The following is a 19,588-nucleotide window of genomic DNA, read 5'->3' on the forward strand; positions in this document are numbered from 1 at the left end:
TTCAGGTCAAATATTGCCCGCAGTTGCCAGGTGGCGCTGGCGCCTGCGTATTTGCAGTATCAGTGCCAGCAACGTTACGAATACAAGGACGATGCCATATCCTTCGGCTGTTCTGACAAGGCCGAAGACGGATACCATCCTGCCGGCCAGCAGTGCCGGAATACAGAATGACAGATAGGACATCACGTAAAACGCTGCCATCAGGCCACCGCGTTCGTGCGGCTGCGCGCGGGGCAATAGGGTTCTGACCGATCCAAGGAAGCTGGCACCAAAGCCAAAACCGGCCAGAAGTGACCCGGCTAGAAAAAGCCAAAGCATTCCCAATCCGATACCCGAAACCGATACTGCAATGCCCAGTGTCTGAATGAATGTTCCGGCAAGAAGGGCATCAGCCGGTTGTCTTTTTTGCGCAAACAGAACGGACACAGCACCTGACAACATCAGGCAGGCGACCGCAATTCCGCCGCTTAGAGATGGTGGAGCATTGGTTGCGCTGGCGATAACGGATGGCGCAAGCGACAGATAAAATCCACCCAGTGCCCATGCACTGCCATTTGCCGGGGCAATTTCCAGCATGGTTGATCGTGCCGCAGGGGGGACAAAAACCCGCGGTGTCAGGGACCTTAGGACGCCAGGTCGGCGTGCCGCGGTTTCGGGTAAGCCCCAAAGAAACAGGGCCAGCACAATCATCAGCAGCATCAAACCGATATAGCTTAGATGCAGGGGCATAGGGGCATATTCAACCAGAACACCGGCAATGACAGCACCGCTGGCAAGGCCAAGCAGGGGGGCGATGCTGTTGGTGATTGGCCCTTTGTGGTGGTCATTGTCAAAAAGTGCCGCGCCAAGGGCGGCAGTGGCAAGACCGGTGGCAAAGCCCTGTACCGCACGTGCGATTAGCAGCATCGTAAGATTTTCCGCCGTGATAAAAAGGGTCATCGCCGCGATTTCAATTATCAGGGCGGCGAAAATAACCGGCTTGCGTCCGACAAAGTCGGAAGATGATCCGAAGACCAGAAGTGAAATCAGTAACGTCAGAACATAGATCGCAAAGACAAGTGTCAGCATGGTTGGCGAGAAATGCCAGTTCTGTTGATAAAGCTGATACATCGGCGTGGGGACCGATGACGCAGCGGTAAAGATGATAATGACAAAAGCCAGAAACCATCTGGCTGGTGCATTTGTCGGTGGTGACGACGGGGCGTGCATGGGAACGTCCTTAAAGCGAAATATTTGCGTTTAATGCAGTTTGCGTGAAATTCTCCCTTAACGCAAATTATTTGTGTTAAGGTCGGTTTCATGAAAGTCCATAAAGGCATACGCACTGGTGGCCGCAGTGCTCGCGTCCAGAAGGCAGTTCATGAAGCGGTTCATGAACTGTTATCGAGTCATGATCGCGAGGCTCTTACGGTGCCGATGATTGCACAGATGTCGGGTGTAACACCGTCAACGATTTACCGTCGCTGGGGTGATTTGCCGTCCTTATTGGCGGATGCGGCACTGGATCGATTGCGCCCGGATGACGATCCGGTGGATACCGGGGCGCTTGCGACCGATCTTAAACAGTTCGCAGAAGCCTATCTTGATGAAACCGGTTCTGAGCTTGGCAAGACGATGCTTCGTGATGTTGTTGCATCCGGGGATAACGGCACGACGATGCGTTGCGCGGAAATCGCGCGGTGCCGACTGGCGGTGATTGTCGAACGCGCGCAAAAACGCGGACAATGGACCCCCAGCGTCGATCAGCTGGTTGACGGTATTATCGCACCCATGACCTATCGCATTCTGTTTGATCGGCAACCGCCAACCACGAAAGAACTTTTCGTCATGGTTGATCGATGCCTGATCCGTGAAAAAGCCGAAAAACCGAAAGACTGAAGGTTTCGGGAATTACCCCAGATACACCTGACTTGACGGATAGGAAATCCGTGGCGGAACACGACGGGCAAGGAAGAATCCCAGTGTCAGAGGGCCGACACGACCGATAAACATCGTAAGTTCGATCACGATCCGACCCATTGTATCAAGTTCCCCGGTTGTGCCGCGCGACAGTCCGACCGTGCCAAAGGCGGACGTGACTTCAAACACCAGATTAAGAAAATCGCCGTCATGTGAAAGGGTGATCAGAAAGATGCCTGTCATGACGACGAAGATCGAAATCATGGTCAGGGCAAGCACCTTCATGACTTCTTCAAGCCCGATGCTGCGTCCGAAGGCATGCAGCTGGCTGTGGCGTTTGAAGAAGGCGATGGTTGCCAGAACCAGCACGATAAAGGTGGTAACCTTGATGCCGCCTGCGGTCGATGTGCTACCAGCCCCGATCACCATCAGAAGAATGAACATGAGCGCGGTGGTATCGTGCATGGATCCGATATCGACAGTATTGAACCCTGCGGTCCGGGTGGTCAGTCCCTGAAACCAGCTGATTTGCAGTTTGTCCAGCGGGTTTGAGAATGCGCCAAGGGTTGCCGGGTTATTCCATTCCAGTACGGCAAACATCAATACCGACCAGATCACCAGAACAAGCGTACCGCTCAGCATCAGCTTGCTGTGGAGTGACAGATGGCGCCAGCCGCGATGGATGAAAATATCAGATATCACGCTAAATCCGATCCCGCCGATAACAAGAAGGGCGGGGATTGTCAGGTTCAGGACCGGATTGGTTGCCCATTGACTGAGACTGTCCGGCATCAGGGCAAAGCCCGCATTGTTGAATGCCGAAACCGAATGGAATATTGAAAACCAGAGTCCCTTCGCCCAGCCAAAATCGGGGACGAAGACTAAAAGCAACAGGATCGCGCCGATCAGTTCACAGATCAGAACGACCATCAGGATGGTTTTGATCAGCCCACCCAAATGATGCAGCGAGGTCTGGTTCAAATCTTCGCGCAGGAAACTGTGATGGCGCAACCCGATCGGCAAACCGAGAACGGACAGAACAAGGGCGGCAAAGGTCATCAGGCCAAGCCCGCCAAGCTGGATCAGGATCAGGATGACCGCCTGCCCAAACAGCGTGAAGTTTGATCCGGTGTCGACCACGGCAAGCCCCGTGACGGTTACCGCTGATGTTGCGGTAAATAGCGCATCGGAAAAAGTGATGGCTTTGGTTAGCGACACGGGCAGGCAAAGAACCACGGCCCCGATCAGGATCAGCACAAGATACAGGATCGCCAGCAAAAGCGGTGGCGCGATCCTGATCGGTTTTCCGGGGCGGTTCGGAAAATAGAACTGCATGCCTCAGATGCCGTCGCTGAAATCGCGCAGGTTCTGGCGACGGCCAAGGATCAGGACCTTGTCGTTTTCTTCAATCGTGACCGATCCGGTTTCGCAACCGATAAATTCCGATCCGCGCAAAATGCCAAGGCAGCGCAATTCATGCGATGCCTCCAGATCAAGGGATTCAACGGTTTGACCGATAAGGGATTCGGGTACCTGCAGATTGATGACATGCATGCCGTTGCCAAGGCTTAGATAATCACGCACGGCGGGGTTATGCAGTTTTTGGGCGATATGCTGGCCGATTTCCTGTTCCGGCAGAATGACCCGGTCAGGTTCCAGTTTGGTCAGAATCCGATGATGGGTTTTGTTGATGGCTTTGACCCAGACCGTTTTCACGCCAAGCATTTTGACATTCATGGTGCAAAGGATATTGGCCTCAAGGTCTTCGCCAATAGCGATCAGGGCAACGTCATACTTGTCGACCCCGGCTTCGCGGAGCGCTTCTTCATCACGGCCATCGGCAATGACGGCCTCAGAAAGAATACCGGACAGGGCGGATACGGATTTTTCGTCGATATCGATACCCATGACGTGATTGCCATTGCGCGCAAGATCGGTGGCCACCGTGCTGCCGACGGTTCCAAGTCCGATGATGACGAACGTCCTGTGATGCTTACGGGCCATATCGCTGGCTCCCTTGTAAATGGATTGCCCGATGCAGCAATTTTCGCCCGGTCAATTTCCGGACCGGATGGCATGCAAATCAGTCAAACAGGCTTGCTGCAGCAGCCTGTTGTGCCGGGTCTGTCAGATTGCCGACACGTCGCAGGAATGAGTTCTTTTCCTCGTAATAGCGTTTGCCGAGATCGGCAAAGCTTTTGACTTCGGCATCTGTGTTGATGTGAAACTCGCGTTTGGGGACCTGGGTCGCATTGTGGTCCAGAATTGCGGCAGCAGCACTGATTTCAGGGTCGACGACCTCGGCAACACCGTCAAGTTCGATCCGGTTTTTCAGGCTGAACAGGAACTTCTTGAAAGCCGGATGGCGTTGCAGGAAGGCCTTTTCGGTCAGAAGAAAATCGTTGGCGGCAAAATCCGGCGCATTTTTCACAACAAATTCGCGGCACAGATGATCGGTGGCAAAGCACATCGGGCCGAAAATGAAATTGCGATAGATGTCTTCTTTAAGCTGCCAGAACTTATCAAGTCGTTTCAGGGCGTCTTCATCAAGCTTTACCGCCGCCTCAAGCAACAGGCGCGGATGGCAATGCACATAATTGGGATGGACATAGGTTTTGGTGCGGCTGATGCCTTCGAGTGTGTCGATATTGACCGGACCCGACAGCAGGCTGGCATGGGGGTGGGTCGATTTTTTCGACAGAAGGGCAATGACCTCGTCCGGATCAACACCGTGTTTCACCAGTAAATGATTGACCGAAAGATCAAGCTGAACTTCGCCGGTGATGATCTTTTCGGTCAACTGGTGATGGTTCAGGTTGAACCGCCGGGCAAATTCCGGTTCCAGCGTATGGGAAAACGGGCCATGGCCGATATCGTGCAAAAGGGCCGCAGCCCCCAGAAGGTCGCGGTCGGCTTCCGAAAGGCCCATCAGGCGGCAATATTGCTGCGACAGCAGGGCGACACCAATGGTGTGGTCGTATCGGGAATGGCGGATATTGGCCGGGCGTCCGTTGGGATGAAACAGGTAATCAATGGCACCAAGGAACGAAATTTCGCGCAGCCGTTCAAACGCGTGTGACGCGATCAGCTTTTTATGCAGCGGACGATCAAAGGCCGATGCGATCTGTGAACGTTTGAAATGATAGTTATATTGCGGGGCGTCGCGAAACAGCAGTTCCCATTCGGCGATGTCATCGGCACTGAAGTTGGTGTCGAACAGATCGCGGATTTCCGGTCCCGTCGGTTTGGCTGCGACAGACTCCTTTTGGGGCGCGGCCGGTCTGGCTGCCACGCGCGGCGCAAAAAGGTCTAGCTGCGGTTTGGGACTCATTTTTGAAATGACGAGATCGTTATAGCTGTTGTTTCGACAATAGCGCAGACATAGCCCGATTTGGGGTATATGTCATCGCGGTTTTTCCTGCGATCACGGGCGTTCGACCGGGTATTGGGAAAACGTCGTGAAACAGTGGTAAAAGCCAGACGTTTTCACCATAATAATAGCTCATAAACACAAACGGTTAACAACACGTGACACGGCCTGCATCCGATCATCGACGGGGGAAAGAACCAATTGGTTCCCGCAAAGGGGAATCAAAAAGGTTTGGTTTGTCCAGACTGTGGCAGTGGGGATGCTATGGCCTGACGTCGCTTTTCATCGCAGCCGACCTGCATGCACAGGAAAAGTTTCGTGTTGGCAATGCTGCTGATGCCGTACCCGATGCGGCGGCGCAACCTGCTGGCACATCGATATTTGGCGGTCTCGCGGATCTGAGTGACCGGGACTGGCTTGTCGTCGGCCTGGCGGCGATTGGCGGGGCGGCAATCGCGGGGGGAATCGGATGGCGATTATCGTTGCGCATGCGCCGCCATCTTGAAGAGGCGGAAGACCACGAATCCGAACTTGCGGATTCAACCGAACAATTTACCCATCTGTTCTTTGCCGGGCCTGACCCGGTTTATTACTGGAGCCAGGCCGGTTTTGCCGAGGGTGCCAGCCCGTCACTTAAACGTGCGTTCCAGCTTGGCAAGGACGGGCGTTTTCCCGATGTGCTTGACCAGTTGCGTGATGATGACGCCAAGACGCTCAAGGAGCGTGTCCGAAACCTGAAATCCACCCACGAACGGTTTGAACTTTGGGTGACTGCGGTTGATGAACGCAAGTTCCACGTTACCGGGGCAATGGCCCGCAAGGACCGCAATTCGCCGGTTCTGGCCCATGCGTTGTGGTTCCGCGATGAAACCCGCCATACCCGCGAACGTGAAAGTCAGTTTGGCGATTTTACAGCCCTTAAGCACGAGGTTAGCGGGCTACGGCTTTTGATCGACAGTCTGCCTTTCCCGGTGTGGCGGCGCGATGGCGATTTACGTCTGATTGATTGCAATGCGGCCTATGCGGCGGCGGTGGAGCTTCCGACAGTCAGTGATGCGCTTGCCAAACAGGCGGAGCTTGGCACGGGCGTGATCCCCGATCACGGCAAATCGCTTGCAGCATCGGCATTGCGCAACAGCGAAACCATGACACGCGATTATCACATTGTGATTAAGGGCGACCGCAAGCTTCTGCGGATTACCGAATGTCCGTCGCAAACGCCCGAAGACCTTGATGGTCTGATTGGCTTCGCGATTGATTGCACCGCAATCGAGGAACTGCAATCAGACCTCTCTCGCCATATTCGTGCCCATGCCGAAGTTCTGGAAAACCTTGGGACTGCGATTGCGATTTACGGCGGCGACAAGCGGCTTATTTTCTTTAACACCGCTTTCACCAAGCTTTGGGATATGGACGAGGACTGGCTTTGGGCAGAGCCGTCGCTTGACGATGTTCTACGTCGGATGCGCGATGAACGAAAATTGCCGGAAGTCACCGACTTTACGCAGTTCCGCAATATCGAAAACCAGCGCTTTACCGATCTTCTCAAACCCGAAGAAGACCTGATGCATCTGCCAAACGGCATGACGTTGCGGCGCTTTATTTCGCCTCACCCGTTTGGCGGGCTGATGTTCGCCTACGAGGATGTGACCGACAAGCTGGTCCTCGAAAGCAGTTACAACACGTTGATCGCAGTTCAGCGCGAAACGCTTGAAAACCTGCATGAAGCGGTAGGCGTGATCAGCGGCGATGGAAGGCTGCGGCTTTATAATCATGGCTTTGCTGATGTCTGGGGGCTTGAAGACAGCTTCCTTTCGGGTGCGCCCCATATCAGCGAAGTGGTCGAAGAAGCGCGCGAATACTGGCATGATCGCGAAGACTGGGACAAATTCAAAAGCCGGATGGTTGCGCGTATCACCAATCATGAACCCATGAGCGGTCGTATCGAACGTGCCGATAACAGCATCATCGATTTTGCCATCGTGCCGCTACCTGACGGGGCGGTGATGATGTCCTATATCGATGTGACCGACACGATTCGGGTCGAACGGGCGCTGCGTGAACGCAACGAAGCCCTGCGGACCGCCGATCAGATGAAGTCCGACTTCATTTCGACCGTATCGCGCGAACTAACCCGGCCGCTTGACCATATCAATGGCGAGGCAGACCGCCTTATCCCCCATCTGCAGGGCAATGTCGCGCAGTCGGTTGAAACCATCCGCGCCGAGGCCCAAAGCATGCTGGCACTGGTGGATGACATGCGCGATCTGGCAACGCTGGGATCAGGGCAGGTCGCGCTTGAACTTGATACGGTCGACCCTAGGCGATTGTTGCGCTCGCTCGAGGCGCTGACGCGGGCGCGTCTGGCGGAACTTAACGTTTCACTACGCCTTTACTGTTCGCGCAATATCGGCTGGATGATTGCCGATGAACGCCGCCTTAAACAGGCATTGTTCATTCTGGTGACCAACGTGCTTCGTACCGCGCCCGAGGGCAGCGAGGTTTCCGTGGTTGCCCGTCGTCGGGGCGAGGATATCGATATCAGCATTTCACTGTCGGACGAAGCACCGCAACCGATGCTGTTTGAAGGATTGCGCGAGGGCGAATCGCCATCTGCACGCCGGGCGCTCGGCATGGCGATGGTTCGTGCGGTGGTCGAAATCCATGGTGGCCGGGTCAAGGTCAGCCGGGATGGTCATGAAATTTCCTGTATCCTGCCCGCGGGTGAGGAAAGCGATCTGGAATGAAAAAAGGCGCCCCACCGGGCGCCTTTTGCATTCTGGATATACCAACAGTCATCAAACCCTGAACGGCACTTCCTTGCCGGCAATGAAGGCATCAATGTTATCAAGGGCTCTGAACCCCATGGCGTTGCGTGTTTCCACAGTTGCCGACCCCAGATGGGGCAACAGGAACGTATTGGGCAGACCGCGATAGGCCGGTTCGATATTCGGTTCCCCGGCAAAAACATCAAGCCCGGCGGCGGTCAGTTTGCCCGATTTGAGTGCCGCGATGAGGTCCTTGTCATTGACGACATCGCCGCGTGCCGTATTCACAATGATCGCCCCGTCTGGCAGCCTGGCGATAAAATCGCGATTGACCATACCGCGTGTTTCCGGTGTCGACGGGCAATGCAGCGACAGGAAATCGCAATGGGGGAGCAGCTCATCAATGGATGGGTGATAGGTTGCGCCAAACTCCTGATCTTCGGGGAGCTGTCGGCGGTTGAAATAATGGACTTCCATATCAAAACCGCGTGCACGCTTGGCAACCGCCTGTCCGATCCGGCCCATGCCGATAATGCCCAGTTTCTTGCCGGTAACCTGCGTGCCCATCATATGCGTCGGGCGCCAGCTTGACCACGTGGCATTGCGGACCTCGGCCTCGCCCTCGCTTGCACGGCGCGCAGCACCCAGAATAAGAAGCCACGCAATATCGGCTGTTGCATCGGTCAGAACCCCGGGCGTATTACCGATCACGAAGCCGTTGGCCTTGGCCGCAGCCAGATCGATATGGTCGGTGCCAACGGAAAAGGTGGCAACGATGCCGACCTTTTGGGGCAGGGCTGCAAAGAAGGCGGCATCAATCGGATCGCCGACCGAAACCAGCGCGGCGTTCGCGTCCTTGCACAGATCAAGTATCTGGTCGCGCGACAACGGGTCATCACCGTCCTGCATGCGCAGATCATAACTTTCGCGTGCACGTTTTTCGACGGCGTCCGGCAGACGTCTGGTGATGGCAAGTACCGGTTTCATTCTGATCTTTCTCCCTGAATTTTCTGGCTTATTTGCCGATTGTGTCAGAATAGCTGGCCAAGGGCGAGCCGAATGCCGATTGTCGTGATGGTCAATGACAGCAGGAAGTCTGCCGCCACAATCGCGCTTGCCGTCATCGTTGGAACCACAAGGGTCAGCTTTGCGATATAAACCCCGTAAATCAGCATTGCGATAACCGCGACAAGCACAAAGCCGCCTGCACCGAGCATCGGGAAGATTGCGCCCAGAAACAGCGCCAGCAAATAGACCCCCATTTGCAACACGCTTGACCAGTTATAAACGGTGATGAATGCGATGTAACGGTTCGACCGGTCGATCATCGGTGCGACATGCAGCATCAGCAGCGGAAAGGCGAACCATTTCATGACATAGGCAATGGTTTCCACCAGCATGTAACGCCCGACCGGGAATTCATCAGGAACCGTGTCGAGATCATGCCAGCGCAAAAGTGCAAAGGCCGGAAAAACGATAAAGGCGGCAAGGAAAGAGCGCCAGAACGCCTCGATGGAATAGTCAAAGAAGGCAAGGCCTTTGGCATCGCCACGTGCAATGCGCCAGGTTCCGTAAAGAGCGCGCAGGGTTTCAGTCGACATGGTCATGGGTGGCAGTCGTTTCAAACAAAATGGACCAGATAAGGGGGCGAAAGTTCGGAGCCGGGGCATGGCCACTTGGCCGGTTTGCAGCTTATCCCCGTTTGACCCTGCTTCACAAGACGGGTGCGTGTCCGTCTGTTAACCGGCGCACTTTGATCCCGGAATTCAGGCAAAAGCAGGAAACAGACATGTCGGACAAACTTGCCGGATATTTGCCGCGTTTGTCATTCCTGCAGACGACGGAGCCCGGCTCGTTAACGTTGGCGCGCCTTTATCTTGAAATGGCAACCGCACTCGACAAATCCGAACGGATGATGGCCCTTTCCCTATTTGACGAGGCAGATCATCTGTTTGCCGCTCATCTGCAAACGGCACCGGATGCCGCGCGTGCCGGGCTGGCCCATAGCCTGAACAATCGGGCGGCGCTTGAAATTGATGGACAGCAATGGGCGGATGCGGTTGATGCCGCCCGACAGGCTGTGGAACTGCGTCGTGACCGGTTGGCGAATATGCCATCGGGCCAAAGCGAAGCCGCCCGCCTTGATCTTGGTTATTCGCAGGGCGCACTTGTTCTGGCATTGCGGGGTGCCGGGCGGTTCGGGATCGCACGGGAAACCTGCGCCGAGGCGCTTGGCAATCTTGCGATATTCGCCGGAAAGAAAAACCAGCAGGCATTTATCCTGCTGGCGAAACTGATCTGTCTTTATACCGAGCTTTGCAGCAGAACCGACGAAAATCCCGATCCGGTTCTGTTGCTGCCGCTGGCGAAAGCCTTTTACGACAGCAATCAGACCGGATAATGCTTCCGACGTGACACTTAGCGGGTGCTTTTCACTGACCAGCTCAGATTGACTTCCTTACCGGCAGGAACCTCTATCGTCCAGACGATCAGGTCTGGCTGCGGTTTGGTATGTTTGTGATCTTCGCCGGTCACAACCCAGTCGGCCGGGACATTTTCACGGATCGTGACGGTTTCGGTACGTTTGCCACCATTGGTGATCGACCATTCCATATTTGCCGTGATTTCATCGGGCATGTTCGGTCGTGCCTTGCGGTCAAATGCCGTGACTTTACGGGTCCCTGAAATGTTGCTGGCCTGACCAAGGCGAATGGTTGCCTTGCGCCCGACCGGGGTCAAAGACAGATTGTCTTCGCCAAGGAAGCCGGTCACGCCACTTTCAGATTGGCCAAATACACGTACCGTGCCAGCGGGCCACGGGCTTTTTTCGTCCGGCCCGCCATCATTCTCGATCTCGATTTCAAGGTCCGGGCGGCTAAATTCAGACACGTCGCTTTGACCAGCATAGTAAAGATTGGCGCTGCCGTTAAAAATCACCTTGCGGGTCGCGGGCAGGGCCTGGGATGCGATCAGCGGCATCATGACAACATCGCCATTGCGCATTGAAAGCCCATCAAACGGGCCGTAAACATGCAGGTTTTCCATGGTTTCACGATCCGGTGCACTCCCGCCCGGCGCGCTATCGGCCATGGCTGACATCATCATTTCACCGCGTGCCGCCTTCGCCATTGGTGTGTGCGTTACCCGGTTGGGATCCCCGGCAACCAGACGCAGTTGGGCATCGTTGATCGCGGCGCCGGTCTGGTTGGTGACACGTGCCATTGCCGACAGGTTAAGGACATTCTGGGCACTGTCATATTGTCCGACATAAGCGGTCTGCCAGGAAACGCCACCCAGAAGATAGGCAAGCGAGATGTGATCAAGTGCCGCATCCGAGCCGATGGTGGCTTCGATTGCCGGACTGGTGGCGAAGTTACCGGGCAGGTCGGAAATAATGATCTGCTCAACAGGGACCTGTTCAATACCATCAAGGGTGCGAACCAGTGCGCCGCCGTCAATCGATAGCAACGTACCTTCGACCAGTTCGTCATCCTTGCGCCGGATGGTAATGGTTTTGCCGACCTGATCCTGCAGCAGACGATACATGGTTGCCGGACCGTTCGCGGTATTGCGCAGCGAATGCCAGACAAGGTTGGCATCTTTCTGCGCGCCCATCAGGAACGTGTCGTCCATGATGGTTTGCGGCAGGTCTTCGATCCGGAGCGTTTTTACCCCCTTGGGAATCGTCCCGTTTCGTTGCTCGGCAATCATGCCAAGGTTGCCGGGGTAAACGGTCAACTGCATCTTGCTGCGGTTTTCACCAGAAAGCGTGATGGTTTCTTCGGTTTTTTCGTCACCGGACTGTGCAGATGCCGGTTCTATGACCGGGCCAACAAAAAGGGCCGCGCTAAGAAGCGTGGCCATGGCAAAACGGTTGCGCAATTCTGATGACATCTCGAATCCCTTGTGTCGCTTGTTGCGTATTGTTCTTGAGCGAGCTTTACGCGAAAAAGTGGCAGGATCAAGGACGTATGAAGGTTTCGGAAGGACCATTACCGCAAAAGGTCCTTCCCTGATCGGCTGGCGAAAAGTTATCCGCCCAGTGTCTGGTGGTAGGAATAACTCGTATCGGGTAGCAGATGCTGGTAGGCGGCCTGACGGGATGTATCGATGATGATTGGTGCCCGCAAGTTAACGGACATGCTGGTCTCGCCACCGTCATCGGGTTTGTGCAGGGTCACAATCAGCAAAACCGCACCTTCGTCTTTTTTGATGCCATGGATGGTAAAGGCCTGAGCTAGGTGTTCGGGCTTGATGCTGTTGCTTTCCATATTGTAGGGGGCAACGATAAAGGCCAGTTCCGGCTCTGTCAGGCTTTGCATCAGGATAAAGGTATTGTTGCTTTCGCCCGGAAAATTGGCGAGGGCAAAGACGTTGTGATCAGGAAAACCCTTGATTCCTGTCGGGAAATAAATGGCCTTATCCCACAAGAATTCCTTGTCTCCGAACAATGTGCGGATTGTAACAGAAGTCGGTACGCTGCCCGCTTCTGGTGACTGCGGTGTTGCGGAATCCGCCATACCGTCCTCCCTTATTCTGATGCTTTTACGAGTAAATGGCATTTTGGACCGGTTTCACCAGAATTCAAGGGGTTGGCATATCCCGACGGTCGAATTCTTCAAGTGGCTGATCGGGATTGAAAATGAACCGTGACCGGTTGACTGAAACCTTTTACCCGGATGGCATCCTGTTTTGCGAAGCTTCGCAGCAGGGCGGATCCTGCCGAAGATGTTTCTGACCGGAGTTTTCGCGCAAAACTGTCGCTGATGATGATGTCGGTATCAAGCGTTCTGGTCGCGCGTTCAAGACGGGCGGCCAGATTGACACTGGCACCGATGACTGCCGGTGTGACGGCTTCGCCTTCGCCTATATCGCCCACAACGGCCGGGCCGAAGTTAAGGCCGATACCGATCTGAAGTGGTGTGGTGCTGTCCGTCAGATCACTGTTTTGCCAGTCGCGGACATGGCAAACCATTGATTGGGCCGCGGATAATGCATTTGCAGCCGGGCAATCCATATCGTCAAACGCGCCAAAACTCGCCATGACCGCATCGCCGATATATTTTTCAACAATACCGCCATAAGCCCCGATTTGCGTCGTCATGATCTGGTGAAACTGGTTTAGCAATCGCATGACATCCTGCGGATCGCGTTTTTCCGCATAACCGGAAAAACCGATAATGTCGGCAAACAGGATAACGCATTCGCGCCTTGCGCCGATCCGGATCGGCTCGTCACGATCTGCCAGTTGATCAGCAAGGGCAGCAGGGAAATAGCGGGCCAGATTGCCATGCGCACGTTCGGCGGCCGCAAACTGATTGATCAGAACCCTTAACCGCGAAACCATCACCGCACAGGCCAGCGTAAAGACAACAACAATCACAACCTGCTCTGCCAAAGCAGAAATATCGATGAATTCGGGCAAGTTATAGGTGGTAATGATTTCATCCTGGGTTGGCGCCCAGTCATCCCCGAAATGCTGCGAAATGATGACGCCCGGGCGTGTCATCAACCAAACGATGCTGGTGCTCCAGGCAATGAACAGCCAGAAGCCGAACCAGATGATCAGGCGCGGCGAAAAGGTCATGATCACCAAGGCCATCATGATCATGGAAAACACCACGCCGCGATCACGAACGACAAAGCTGTACATCCATGCCGGATGATCGGTTAGCGGGCTCAGAGGATCGGGAACCACCGATACATAAACGATCAGGACGGCATCAACGATGGCCAGAACATAAAGAAGCCAGCGCCAGTTTCTGCCCCTAAAAGCTACAAAAAGCTGGATCAGAACCCCGGGGATGAACCAGCCCAGAACTTCCAGAAGAGAATAGAGCTCGCCAGTCGGGGAATCCGGTTTGGAAAACAGCAGCAGGATAAAGGCGAGCATGCAGATGCGCAGAAACGCAACAAGTATCAGGCCACGCTGCTCTTCGCGGGCGACCAGCCGGTCAAACAGGGAACTGGGGGAAGGATCAGCTTTTGATTGCATCGGCGAGAAGGTTTTTCAGGCCGTCCCTGTCACGGATAACCAGACGGCCATCCCGGCGCGTGATCAGATCGCGTTTTTCAAGGTCACGCAGCTTTTTGTTTACCGCTTCGCGCGTGACACCCAGCATAAGGCCAAGTTCCTGTTGCGAAAGCGGAAGCGCGATGCGGATTCCCTCCGGGTCGGGACCGCCGTGACGTTCGGCCAGCCATAAAAGACGTTTGACCAGTCGCCCGGTCAGATCAAGGAAATTGGCATCTTCCAGAAGGTCGCTGACCCAGCGCAACCGCCGACACAGAAGTGCCGTGATATGGCGGCGCAACGGTGCTTCGCGATCAAAGATTTCAAAAAAATCGTCGCGTGAAATGAACAGAAGCCGTGTCGGACCAACGGCACGCGCGGTTGCGGTGCGGGGCTCGCCATCCAGAAGGGCGATTTCGCCAAATACAGCGCCGGGTGCCAGTACGTTCAGAACAATTTCCTTGCCGGTATCTGAAACGGTTGAAATGCGGATTTTGCCGGCTTCGACAGCATACAGTCCGTCTGCCGGAGAACCCTTTTCAAACAGCAACTCCCCATCATCCATCCGCCGAACGCTTGCCTGGTTTGAAAGTTGGGCGAGCAGTTCGGGATCAAGGTCCTCGAACAGGAAACTGCCTGCAAGAATGCGTGAGGCAATTTTGGCCAGTTGGGGTGTTGCGGTACCGGTAACGCTGTTCACTGAATTCACTTTTGAAAAGGGCGTCGTTTCGATCATCGAATCGATGCGTTGCTAGGCCAAAGTAGCATGAAATACCGGCTGCATCGCAAGTGTTTTACAGCAAATTCCATTGCGAAGGCAGGGGGATGGCTGTGAATTAGGGTGATTTGATCATGCTTTTGCCATGGAAGATCGGATTGTTGGTCCCGATATCGAAATGTACAAAAGCGTTCAGGGGTCCAGGTCTTGGTGTGGTTCCGGTTTCGGGAGTTCTGGCGTCAACATACTCTACTTTATACTGATTCTAGAATGTTTGACAAAATCTCCTATATTTTTTAAAGTCTCCCTATTCCGTAAGGGTCCGATGCAGAAGATCATGAATAATATCGGGCCGCCGGGATTGTTTTCATTCGGGAGGAAAAAATGAAATTCGTCTCCAAAAGTGCACTGCTGGGTGCTGTTTCGCTCGCAGCTGCTTCTTTCGCCGCACCGGCACAGGCTGCGGACATCACTTTGAATTTTGCCCATGTTGATCCGGCGGAATGGACGACCTCGAAAAAAGGGGCAGCCACGCAGGTCTTCAAAAACATTGTTGAAGCTGAATCCGCAGGCCGCATCGCGGTCGAGCTGTTTCCTGCCGGTTCGCTCGGCGGTGAAACCGATCTGATCCAGAATACCCAGGACGGTACATTGGCAATGTCGATGGTATCTGGTCCCTTTTCCCAGGTTTGCCCTGAGGCTGCCGTCCTTGATGTGCCCTACATGTTCCCGAATGCCAATGTGGCGTGGAAAGTTCTGGATGGAGACTTTGGCAAGGAACTGGCCGCACACTGCCTTGAAAAAACCGGGCTCCGCACGCTGGCTTATGGCGAGACAGGCTTCCGCAACTTTACCAACTCCAAACGTGCCGTTGCCGAGCCGAAAGATATGGATGGGCTTAAAATCCGTGTGATGACCGTTCCGCTTTATGTGGAAATGGTCAAGGCACTGGGCGGTGATCCGACCCCGATTCCCTGGCCTGAAGTCCCGACGGCCCTGACCACTGGCACGGTTGACGGGCAGGAAAATCCGATCAGCGTGATCTATGCCAACAAATTCTACGAGATGCAGAAATATCTGACACTGGACCGTCACGTCTATGGCACGGATTTCATTCTGATCAACGAAGATATCTATAGCGGTCTGTCTGATGGTGATCAGGCGTTGCTGCGTCGAGCTGCCGGAATTGCCGCCAACGTTGGTCGTGCCATTCAGCAGTTCAATTCTGCCGAAGGTGTTGCCAAACTGGCTGAGGCGGGAATGGAAGTGACCACACCGACCGCCGAACAGCTTGCAGCTTTCCGTGATGCTGCTCAACCCGCTGTAATTGAATGGCTTTCGGGCGAAATCGATGCGCAGTGGATCGACAAGCTAAAAACAGCCGTCAGCGACGCTGAAACCTCGATGTAACTGGCTTTGGCAGGCCGGGTGGGACACCGTCTCGTGGTTTTCCCTCCTTTGCCCCCGGCCTGTCCTTTTTCTCTGAATAACGTCTTGCCCACCGGGCAGCCGATTTTCCCGCGATCACCCTGGGGGTAACCATGCATCGAGCAGAGACAGCATTTCGCCATCTGCTTGCCGGATTTTCGGGGATCAGTATCCTCGTCGTTTTCGGCGTTGTTTTTGCCGGTAGTGTCAGCCGGTATGCCTTCTCTGCTCCGCTGCAATGGAGCGAGGAAGTTGCCAAATATGCCATGATTTATGGCTGCATGTTTGGCATCGCCTATGCCTATCTGCAGGACAGGCAAATCAACTTTACGCTTGTGACCGATCTTTTATCCAAGAAAATGCGTGCGCGGCTGACCGTTATCGTTGACGTGTCCACTCTTGTTCTTGGGGGAATACTTGCCTATGCCGGGCTGATTTTTGCGGGAAAGCGCGGTGGCATTATGGCGTCCGGTCTTGGCATCCCGATGTATTGGGCTCAAATCGCCATGACAGTTGGGGGCGCTTGCCTGGTTCTGGCAGCCCTGTTTCGACTGGCCCGCCTTATGAATAAGAATCGCCCGGAGTATGAAGCATGATCACAGGTTTTGGCCTTTTGGCACTGCTTGCGATTGGTGCACCGGTGGCCTTTGCCATCGCGCTGGCGATTGCGATTTACATCAGTGGTGCAACATTTGGCATTGATTTGCTGCCCCAGCGTATTTTTGCCGGGCTTGACAGCTTTACTATTTTGGCAATTCCGCTGTTTGTTCTTGCCGGTGAACTGATGAACGCCAGCGGGATCACCAACCGGGTTATCAATCTTGCCAACGCGTTGGTGGGGCATGCGAAAGCCGGTCTGGCACAGGTCAATATATGGTCGTCCGTGATTTTTGCAGGCCTCTCGGGGTCGGCGGTGGCCGATACATCCGCGTTGGGGCGTATTTTTATTCCCTCAATGGAAAAGGAAGGTTATCCGCGTGATTTTGCGGCATCGCTGACAGCGGCATCCTCGGTAATCGGTCCGATCATTCCGCCCAGTATCCCCGTGATCATCTATGCGTTGATTACCAGCAATGTTTCCGTTCCTGCGCTGTTTCTGGCCGGGATCGTTCCGGGCATTCTTATTGCGATTGCGCTGTCGGTTTATGTCCGCATATTTGCGGGCAACTATGCCACGCCGCGTGACCGGATGAATGTGCGCGAAAAACTGCGTGCGCTTTGGGATGGCCTGATCCCGATTTTCATGCCGGTCTTTGTGATTGGCTCAATCCTGGCAGGTATTGTCACCCCGACCGAAGCTGCAAGCTTTGCCGTGTTTTATGCGCTGGTTGTCGGGCTGTTCGTTTTCCGTGAACTCAAAGCATCGGAACTGCCGGGCATTTTCGCCAATTCGATGCGCGATTCTTCAAGCATCCTGATCATTATGGGATCGGTTGCCGCGGCAAACTGGTTCATGACCTTTGCGGGCATTCCGCAGGCTGTCAGTTCCTTTGTTCTTGGCTATGTCGACAGCCCGGCGATGTTCCTGATCCTGATTAACATCATGTTGCTTGCAGTCGGGCTGGTGCTTGAAGGCATTGCTGCAATGCTGGTTCTGGTGCCGATCCTCCATCCGATAGCGATCAGCCTTGGTATTGATCCGACCCATTTCGGCATCGTCGTGATCTTTAACCTGATGATCGGTCTGATCACACCGCCGATGGGGCTTTGCCTGTTTGTTGCGGATGCCATCGCCAATGTCGGTATGGCCCGGATGATCAAATCAATCATGCCGCTGTTCCTCGTGGAACTGGCGGTTCTGATCCTGATCACCTTCGTGCCGCAGCTCGTCACCTTCATGCCCAACCTGTTCGGATTTTAGGATTTCGCCCCATGTTGAAACTCGGTCTTATCGGTAAAGGCATATCGCGTAGCCAGTCAGCGAGACTGCATGTCCTGCTTGGCCGGATGTGCGGAATTGACGTGACCTATGATTATCTCGACAGTGAAAAGATCGCCGATTTTGATCTGATCGGGCAGCTAACAGTCTGTGCCAAGGCTGGTTATGCCGGGGTGAATGTCACCCATCCCTACAAAACCGAAGCTCGCAAACTGATCCAGCGCCGTAAACGTCTGCCCGAAGCCCTTGGTGCGGTGAATACGGTGGTGTTCCGCGAAGATGGCTGGCGTGGGGACAATACCGATTATGTCGGTTTCATGCGGGGCTATCGCGGGCAGTTTGGCGATCAGGCACCGGGGACGGTATTACAGATGGGGGCTGGTGGCGTTGGCCTTGCGGTTGCCTTCGGATTGCACGGGCTTGGCGCGGACCGCATCCTTATCCATGACAAGGATGCCGACCGCGGTCATGAGCTGGTTGCGACCCTGAAGGCAGGCGGGGCCAACGTTGCCTTTATCGCGGAGGCCGATCTTTCCGATGCGATCCGCAATGCGGACGGCTTGATCAATTGCACCCCGGTCGGCATGAACCAGTATCCGGGCAGTCCGATTGATGCTGCCTTGCTGGGCGGACAGAAATGGGCGTTTGATGCGGTTTACACGCCGGTTGAAACCGCGTTCCTTCATTCCGCGCAAAAGGCGGGGCTTTCTGTCATGACCGGCTTTGAACTGTTCTTTTTTCAGGGTATTGAAGCATTCGAGGTTTTCAGCGGTGCGCAGATCGACGGTGATGCTGCCCGGATCGAATATTTCAATGCCTATCCCGAGGCATTGACGGGGTAAGGGGAAAGTCCATGAGCAGCACAGTTGCCGAGACAGTTTATAACGAAATTCGCGATGACATCCTGTATGGCGAACTCCAGCCGGGCGTGAAGCTGAAGCTTGATGCGCTGCGTGACCGTTATAATGCCGGCGTCAATACGCTCCGCGAAGTGCTGAATCGTCTTGTCGCGTCGGGATTTGTTTTTGTCGAAGGCCAGAAAGGTTTTCGGGTTGTCGAAACATCGCCCTCGAATTTCAAGGAACTGACCGCGATGCGGTTGCTGCTTGAAACAGATGGGCTTGGGAAATCTATCGATGCCGGGGATGTCGAGTGGGAGGGCCGCGTTGCGGCCGCCCATCACAAACTTTCCGCGATCGAAAAACGGATGCTGACCGAGGACAGCCGTGAACTGACCGTCCGCTGGAGCCAGTATGATCGCGAATTTCATCAGGCCCTGATCTCGGCCTGCGGATCAGATCTGCATATGCGGATGCATCGCGAAATCTTTGACCAGTTCCGCCGCTATGTGGTGATCGAACTGAAAACGCATGGTTTCCGTGCCGAAGACATCATCGATGAACATCGCAGCATTTGCGATCTGGCGCTGGCGCGCGACAAGAATGCCGCGCTGGCAAAACTGACCGACCACATTGAAACCTATCGGCGCCGTTCGCAGGACTGATCGCATGAT

At 54.7% G+C, this 19,588-nt stretch carries 18 protein-coding genes; 8 read left to right on the forward strand and 10 right to left on the reverse strand.

Translation table 11 applies throughout. The features are described 5' to 3' along the window. Positions 1 to 6 precede the first annotated feature (6 nt). Positions 7 to 1,209, reverse strand: coding sequence for an MFS transporter (locus J7395_RS06555; protein WP_062949650.1), 1,203 nt, complete (start codon positions 1,207 to 1,209; stop codon positions 7 to 9). 90 nt (positions 1,210 to 1,299) lie between these two features. On the opposite strand from J7395_RS06555, the gene J7395_RS06560 reads away from it, so the two are divergent. Next, positions 1,300 to 1,878 (forward strand): TetR/AcrR family transcriptional regulator, encoded by a 579-nt coding sequence (locus J7395_RS06560; RefSeq protein WP_062949648.1) that lies wholly within the window; start codon positions 1,300 to 1,302, stop codon positions 1,876 to 1,878. A 12-nt stretch (positions 1,879 to 1,890) separates the two neighbouring features. Here J7395_RS06560 and J7395_RS06565 read toward each other — a convergent pair whose 3' ends face one another. From J7395_RS06565 to J7395_RS06575, 3 genes are all read right to left on the reverse strand, one after another. Then, positions 1,891 to 3,234, reverse strand: coding sequence for a TrkH family potassium uptake protein (locus J7395_RS06565; protein WP_197468243.1), 1,344 nt, complete (start codon positions 3,232 to 3,234; stop codon positions 1,891 to 1,893). A 3-nt stretch (positions 3,235 to 3,237) separates the two neighbouring features. Then, the gene (locus J7395_RS06570) at positions 3,238 to 3,903 is read right to left on the reverse strand and encodes a TrkA family potassium uptake protein (RefSeq protein ID WP_062949646.1); all 666 of its coding nucleotides are present in this window, start codon (positions 3,901 to 3,903) and stop codon (positions 3,238 to 3,240) included. Between the two features lie 79 nt (positions 3,904 to 3,982). Beyond that, positions 3,983 to 5,230, reverse strand: coding sequence for an HD domain-containing protein (locus tag J7395_RS06575; protein ID WP_062949644.1), 1,248 nt, complete (start codon positions 5,228 to 5,230; stop codon positions 3,983 to 3,985). Between the two features lie 275 nt (positions 5,231 to 5,505). Between J7395_RS06575 and J7395_RS06580 the strand changes: the two genes are divergently transcribed. After that, entirely contained in the window at positions 5,506 to 8,016 is a 2,511-nt protein-coding gene (locus J7395_RS06580; RefSeq protein ID WP_209220931.1) for a PAS domain-containing sensor histidine kinase, read from the forward strand. Positions 8,017 to 8,067: 51 nt separating this feature from the next. Here the strand turns inward: J7395_RS06580 and J7395_RS06585 are convergent, their stop codons facing one another. Together J7395_RS06585 and J7395_RS06590 are read right to left on the reverse strand one after the other, a co-directional pair. Continuing rightward, positions 8,068 to 9,024, reverse strand: a complete 957-nt coding sequence (locus J7395_RS06585; protein WP_209220932.1) for a D-glycerate dehydrogenase — start codon at positions 9,022 to 9,024, stop codon at positions 8,068 to 8,070. Between the two features lie 44 nt (positions 9,025 to 9,068). Then, complete coding sequence (locus J7395_RS06590) at positions 9,069 to 9,644, reverse strand: hypothetical protein (protein WP_062949642.1); 576 nt, start codon at positions 9,642 to 9,644, stop codon at positions 9,069 to 9,071. A gap of 182 nt (positions 9,645 to 9,826) precedes the next feature. Between J7395_RS06590 and J7395_RS06595 the strand changes: the two genes are divergently transcribed. Continuing rightward, complete coding sequence (locus tag J7395_RS06595; protein ID WP_062949640.1) at positions 9,827 to 10,438, forward strand: hypothetical protein; 612 nt, start codon at positions 9,827 to 9,829, stop codon at positions 10,436 to 10,438. A 17-nt stretch (positions 10,439 to 10,455) separates the two neighbouring features. Here J7395_RS06595 and J7395_RS06600 read toward each other — a convergent pair whose 3' ends face one another. The 4 genes from J7395_RS06600 to J7395_RS06615 form a co-directional block, all read right to left on the reverse strand. Beyond that, the gene (locus J7395_RS06600; RefSeq protein ID WP_209220933.1) at positions 10,456 to 11,931 is read right to left on the reverse strand and encodes a DUF4139 domain-containing protein; all 1,476 of its coding nucleotides are present in this window, start codon (positions 11,929 to 11,931) and stop codon (positions 10,456 to 10,458) included. 137 nt (positions 11,932 to 12,068) lie between these two features. Beyond that, a complete protein-coding gene (locus tag J7395_RS06605) occupies positions 12,069 to 12,557 on the reverse strand; it encodes a flagellar assembly protein FliW (RefSeq protein ID WP_062949636.1) in 489 nt (162 codons plus the stop codon). Between the two features lie 98 nt (positions 12,558 to 12,655). Beyond that, positions 12,656 to 14,032 (reverse strand): adenylate/guanylate cyclase domain-containing protein, encoded by a 1,377-nt coding sequence (locus tag J7395_RS06610; protein WP_209220934.1) that lies wholly within the window; start codon positions 14,030 to 14,032, stop codon positions 12,656 to 12,658. Beyond that, positions 14,016 to 14,750: a Crp/Fnr family transcriptional regulator gene (locus tag J7395_RS06615; protein ID WP_062950486.1), complete on the reverse strand. Its 735-nt coding sequence runs from the start codon at positions 14,748 to 14,750 to the stop codon at positions 14,016 to 14,018. Before J7395_RS06615 ends, J7395_RS06610 begins: the two co-directional genes overlap by 17 nt. A gap of 402 nt (positions 14,751 to 15,152) precedes the next feature. Here J7395_RS06615 and J7395_RS06620 point away from each other — a divergent pair, with 402 nt between their 5' ends. The 5 genes from J7395_RS06620 to J7395_RS06640 all read left to right on the forward strand — a co-directional run bounded on the left by J7395_RS06620 (position 15,153) and on the right by J7395_RS06640 (position 19,579). After that, positions 15,153 to 16,178, forward strand: a complete 1,026-nt coding sequence (locus tag J7395_RS06620) for a DctP family TRAP transporter solute-binding subunit (RefSeq protein WP_062949630.1) — start codon at positions 15,153 to 15,155, stop codon at positions 16,176 to 16,178. Positions 16,179 to 16,309: 131 nt separating this feature from the next. After that, on the forward strand, positions 16,310 to 16,792 hold the full coding sequence (locus J7395_RS06625; RefSeq protein WP_209220935.1) for a TRAP transporter small permease: 483 nt from the start codon (positions 16,310 to 16,312) through the stop codon (positions 16,790 to 16,792). Beyond that, positions 16,789 to 18,057: a TRAP transporter large permease gene (locus J7395_RS06630; RefSeq protein ID WP_062960166.1), complete on the forward strand. Its 1,269-nt coding sequence runs from the start codon at positions 16,789 to 16,791 to the stop codon at positions 18,055 to 18,057. The genes J7395_RS06625 and J7395_RS06630 overlap by 4 nt, the downstream gene beginning before the upstream one ends. Positions 18,058 to 18,068: 11 nt before the next feature. Continuing rightward, the gene (locus J7395_RS06635; protein WP_209220936.1) at positions 18,069 to 18,917 is read left to right on the forward strand and encodes a shikimate dehydrogenase; all 849 of its coding nucleotides are present in this window, start codon (positions 18,069 to 18,071) and stop codon (positions 18,915 to 18,917) included. 11 nt (positions 18,918 to 18,928) lie between these two features. Then, entirely contained in the window at positions 18,929 to 19,579 is a 651-nt protein-coding gene (locus tag J7395_RS06640) for a GntR family transcriptional regulator (protein ID WP_062949622.1), read from the forward strand. Positions 19,580 to 19,588: the final 9 nt, after the last annotated feature.

The sequence above is a fragment of the Thalassospira sp. A3_1 genome, from assembly GCF_017744215.1.
Taxonomy (GTDB): Bacteria; Pseudomonadota; Alphaproteobacteria; order Rhodospirillales; family Thalassospiraceae; genus Thalassospira; species Thalassospira lucentensis_A.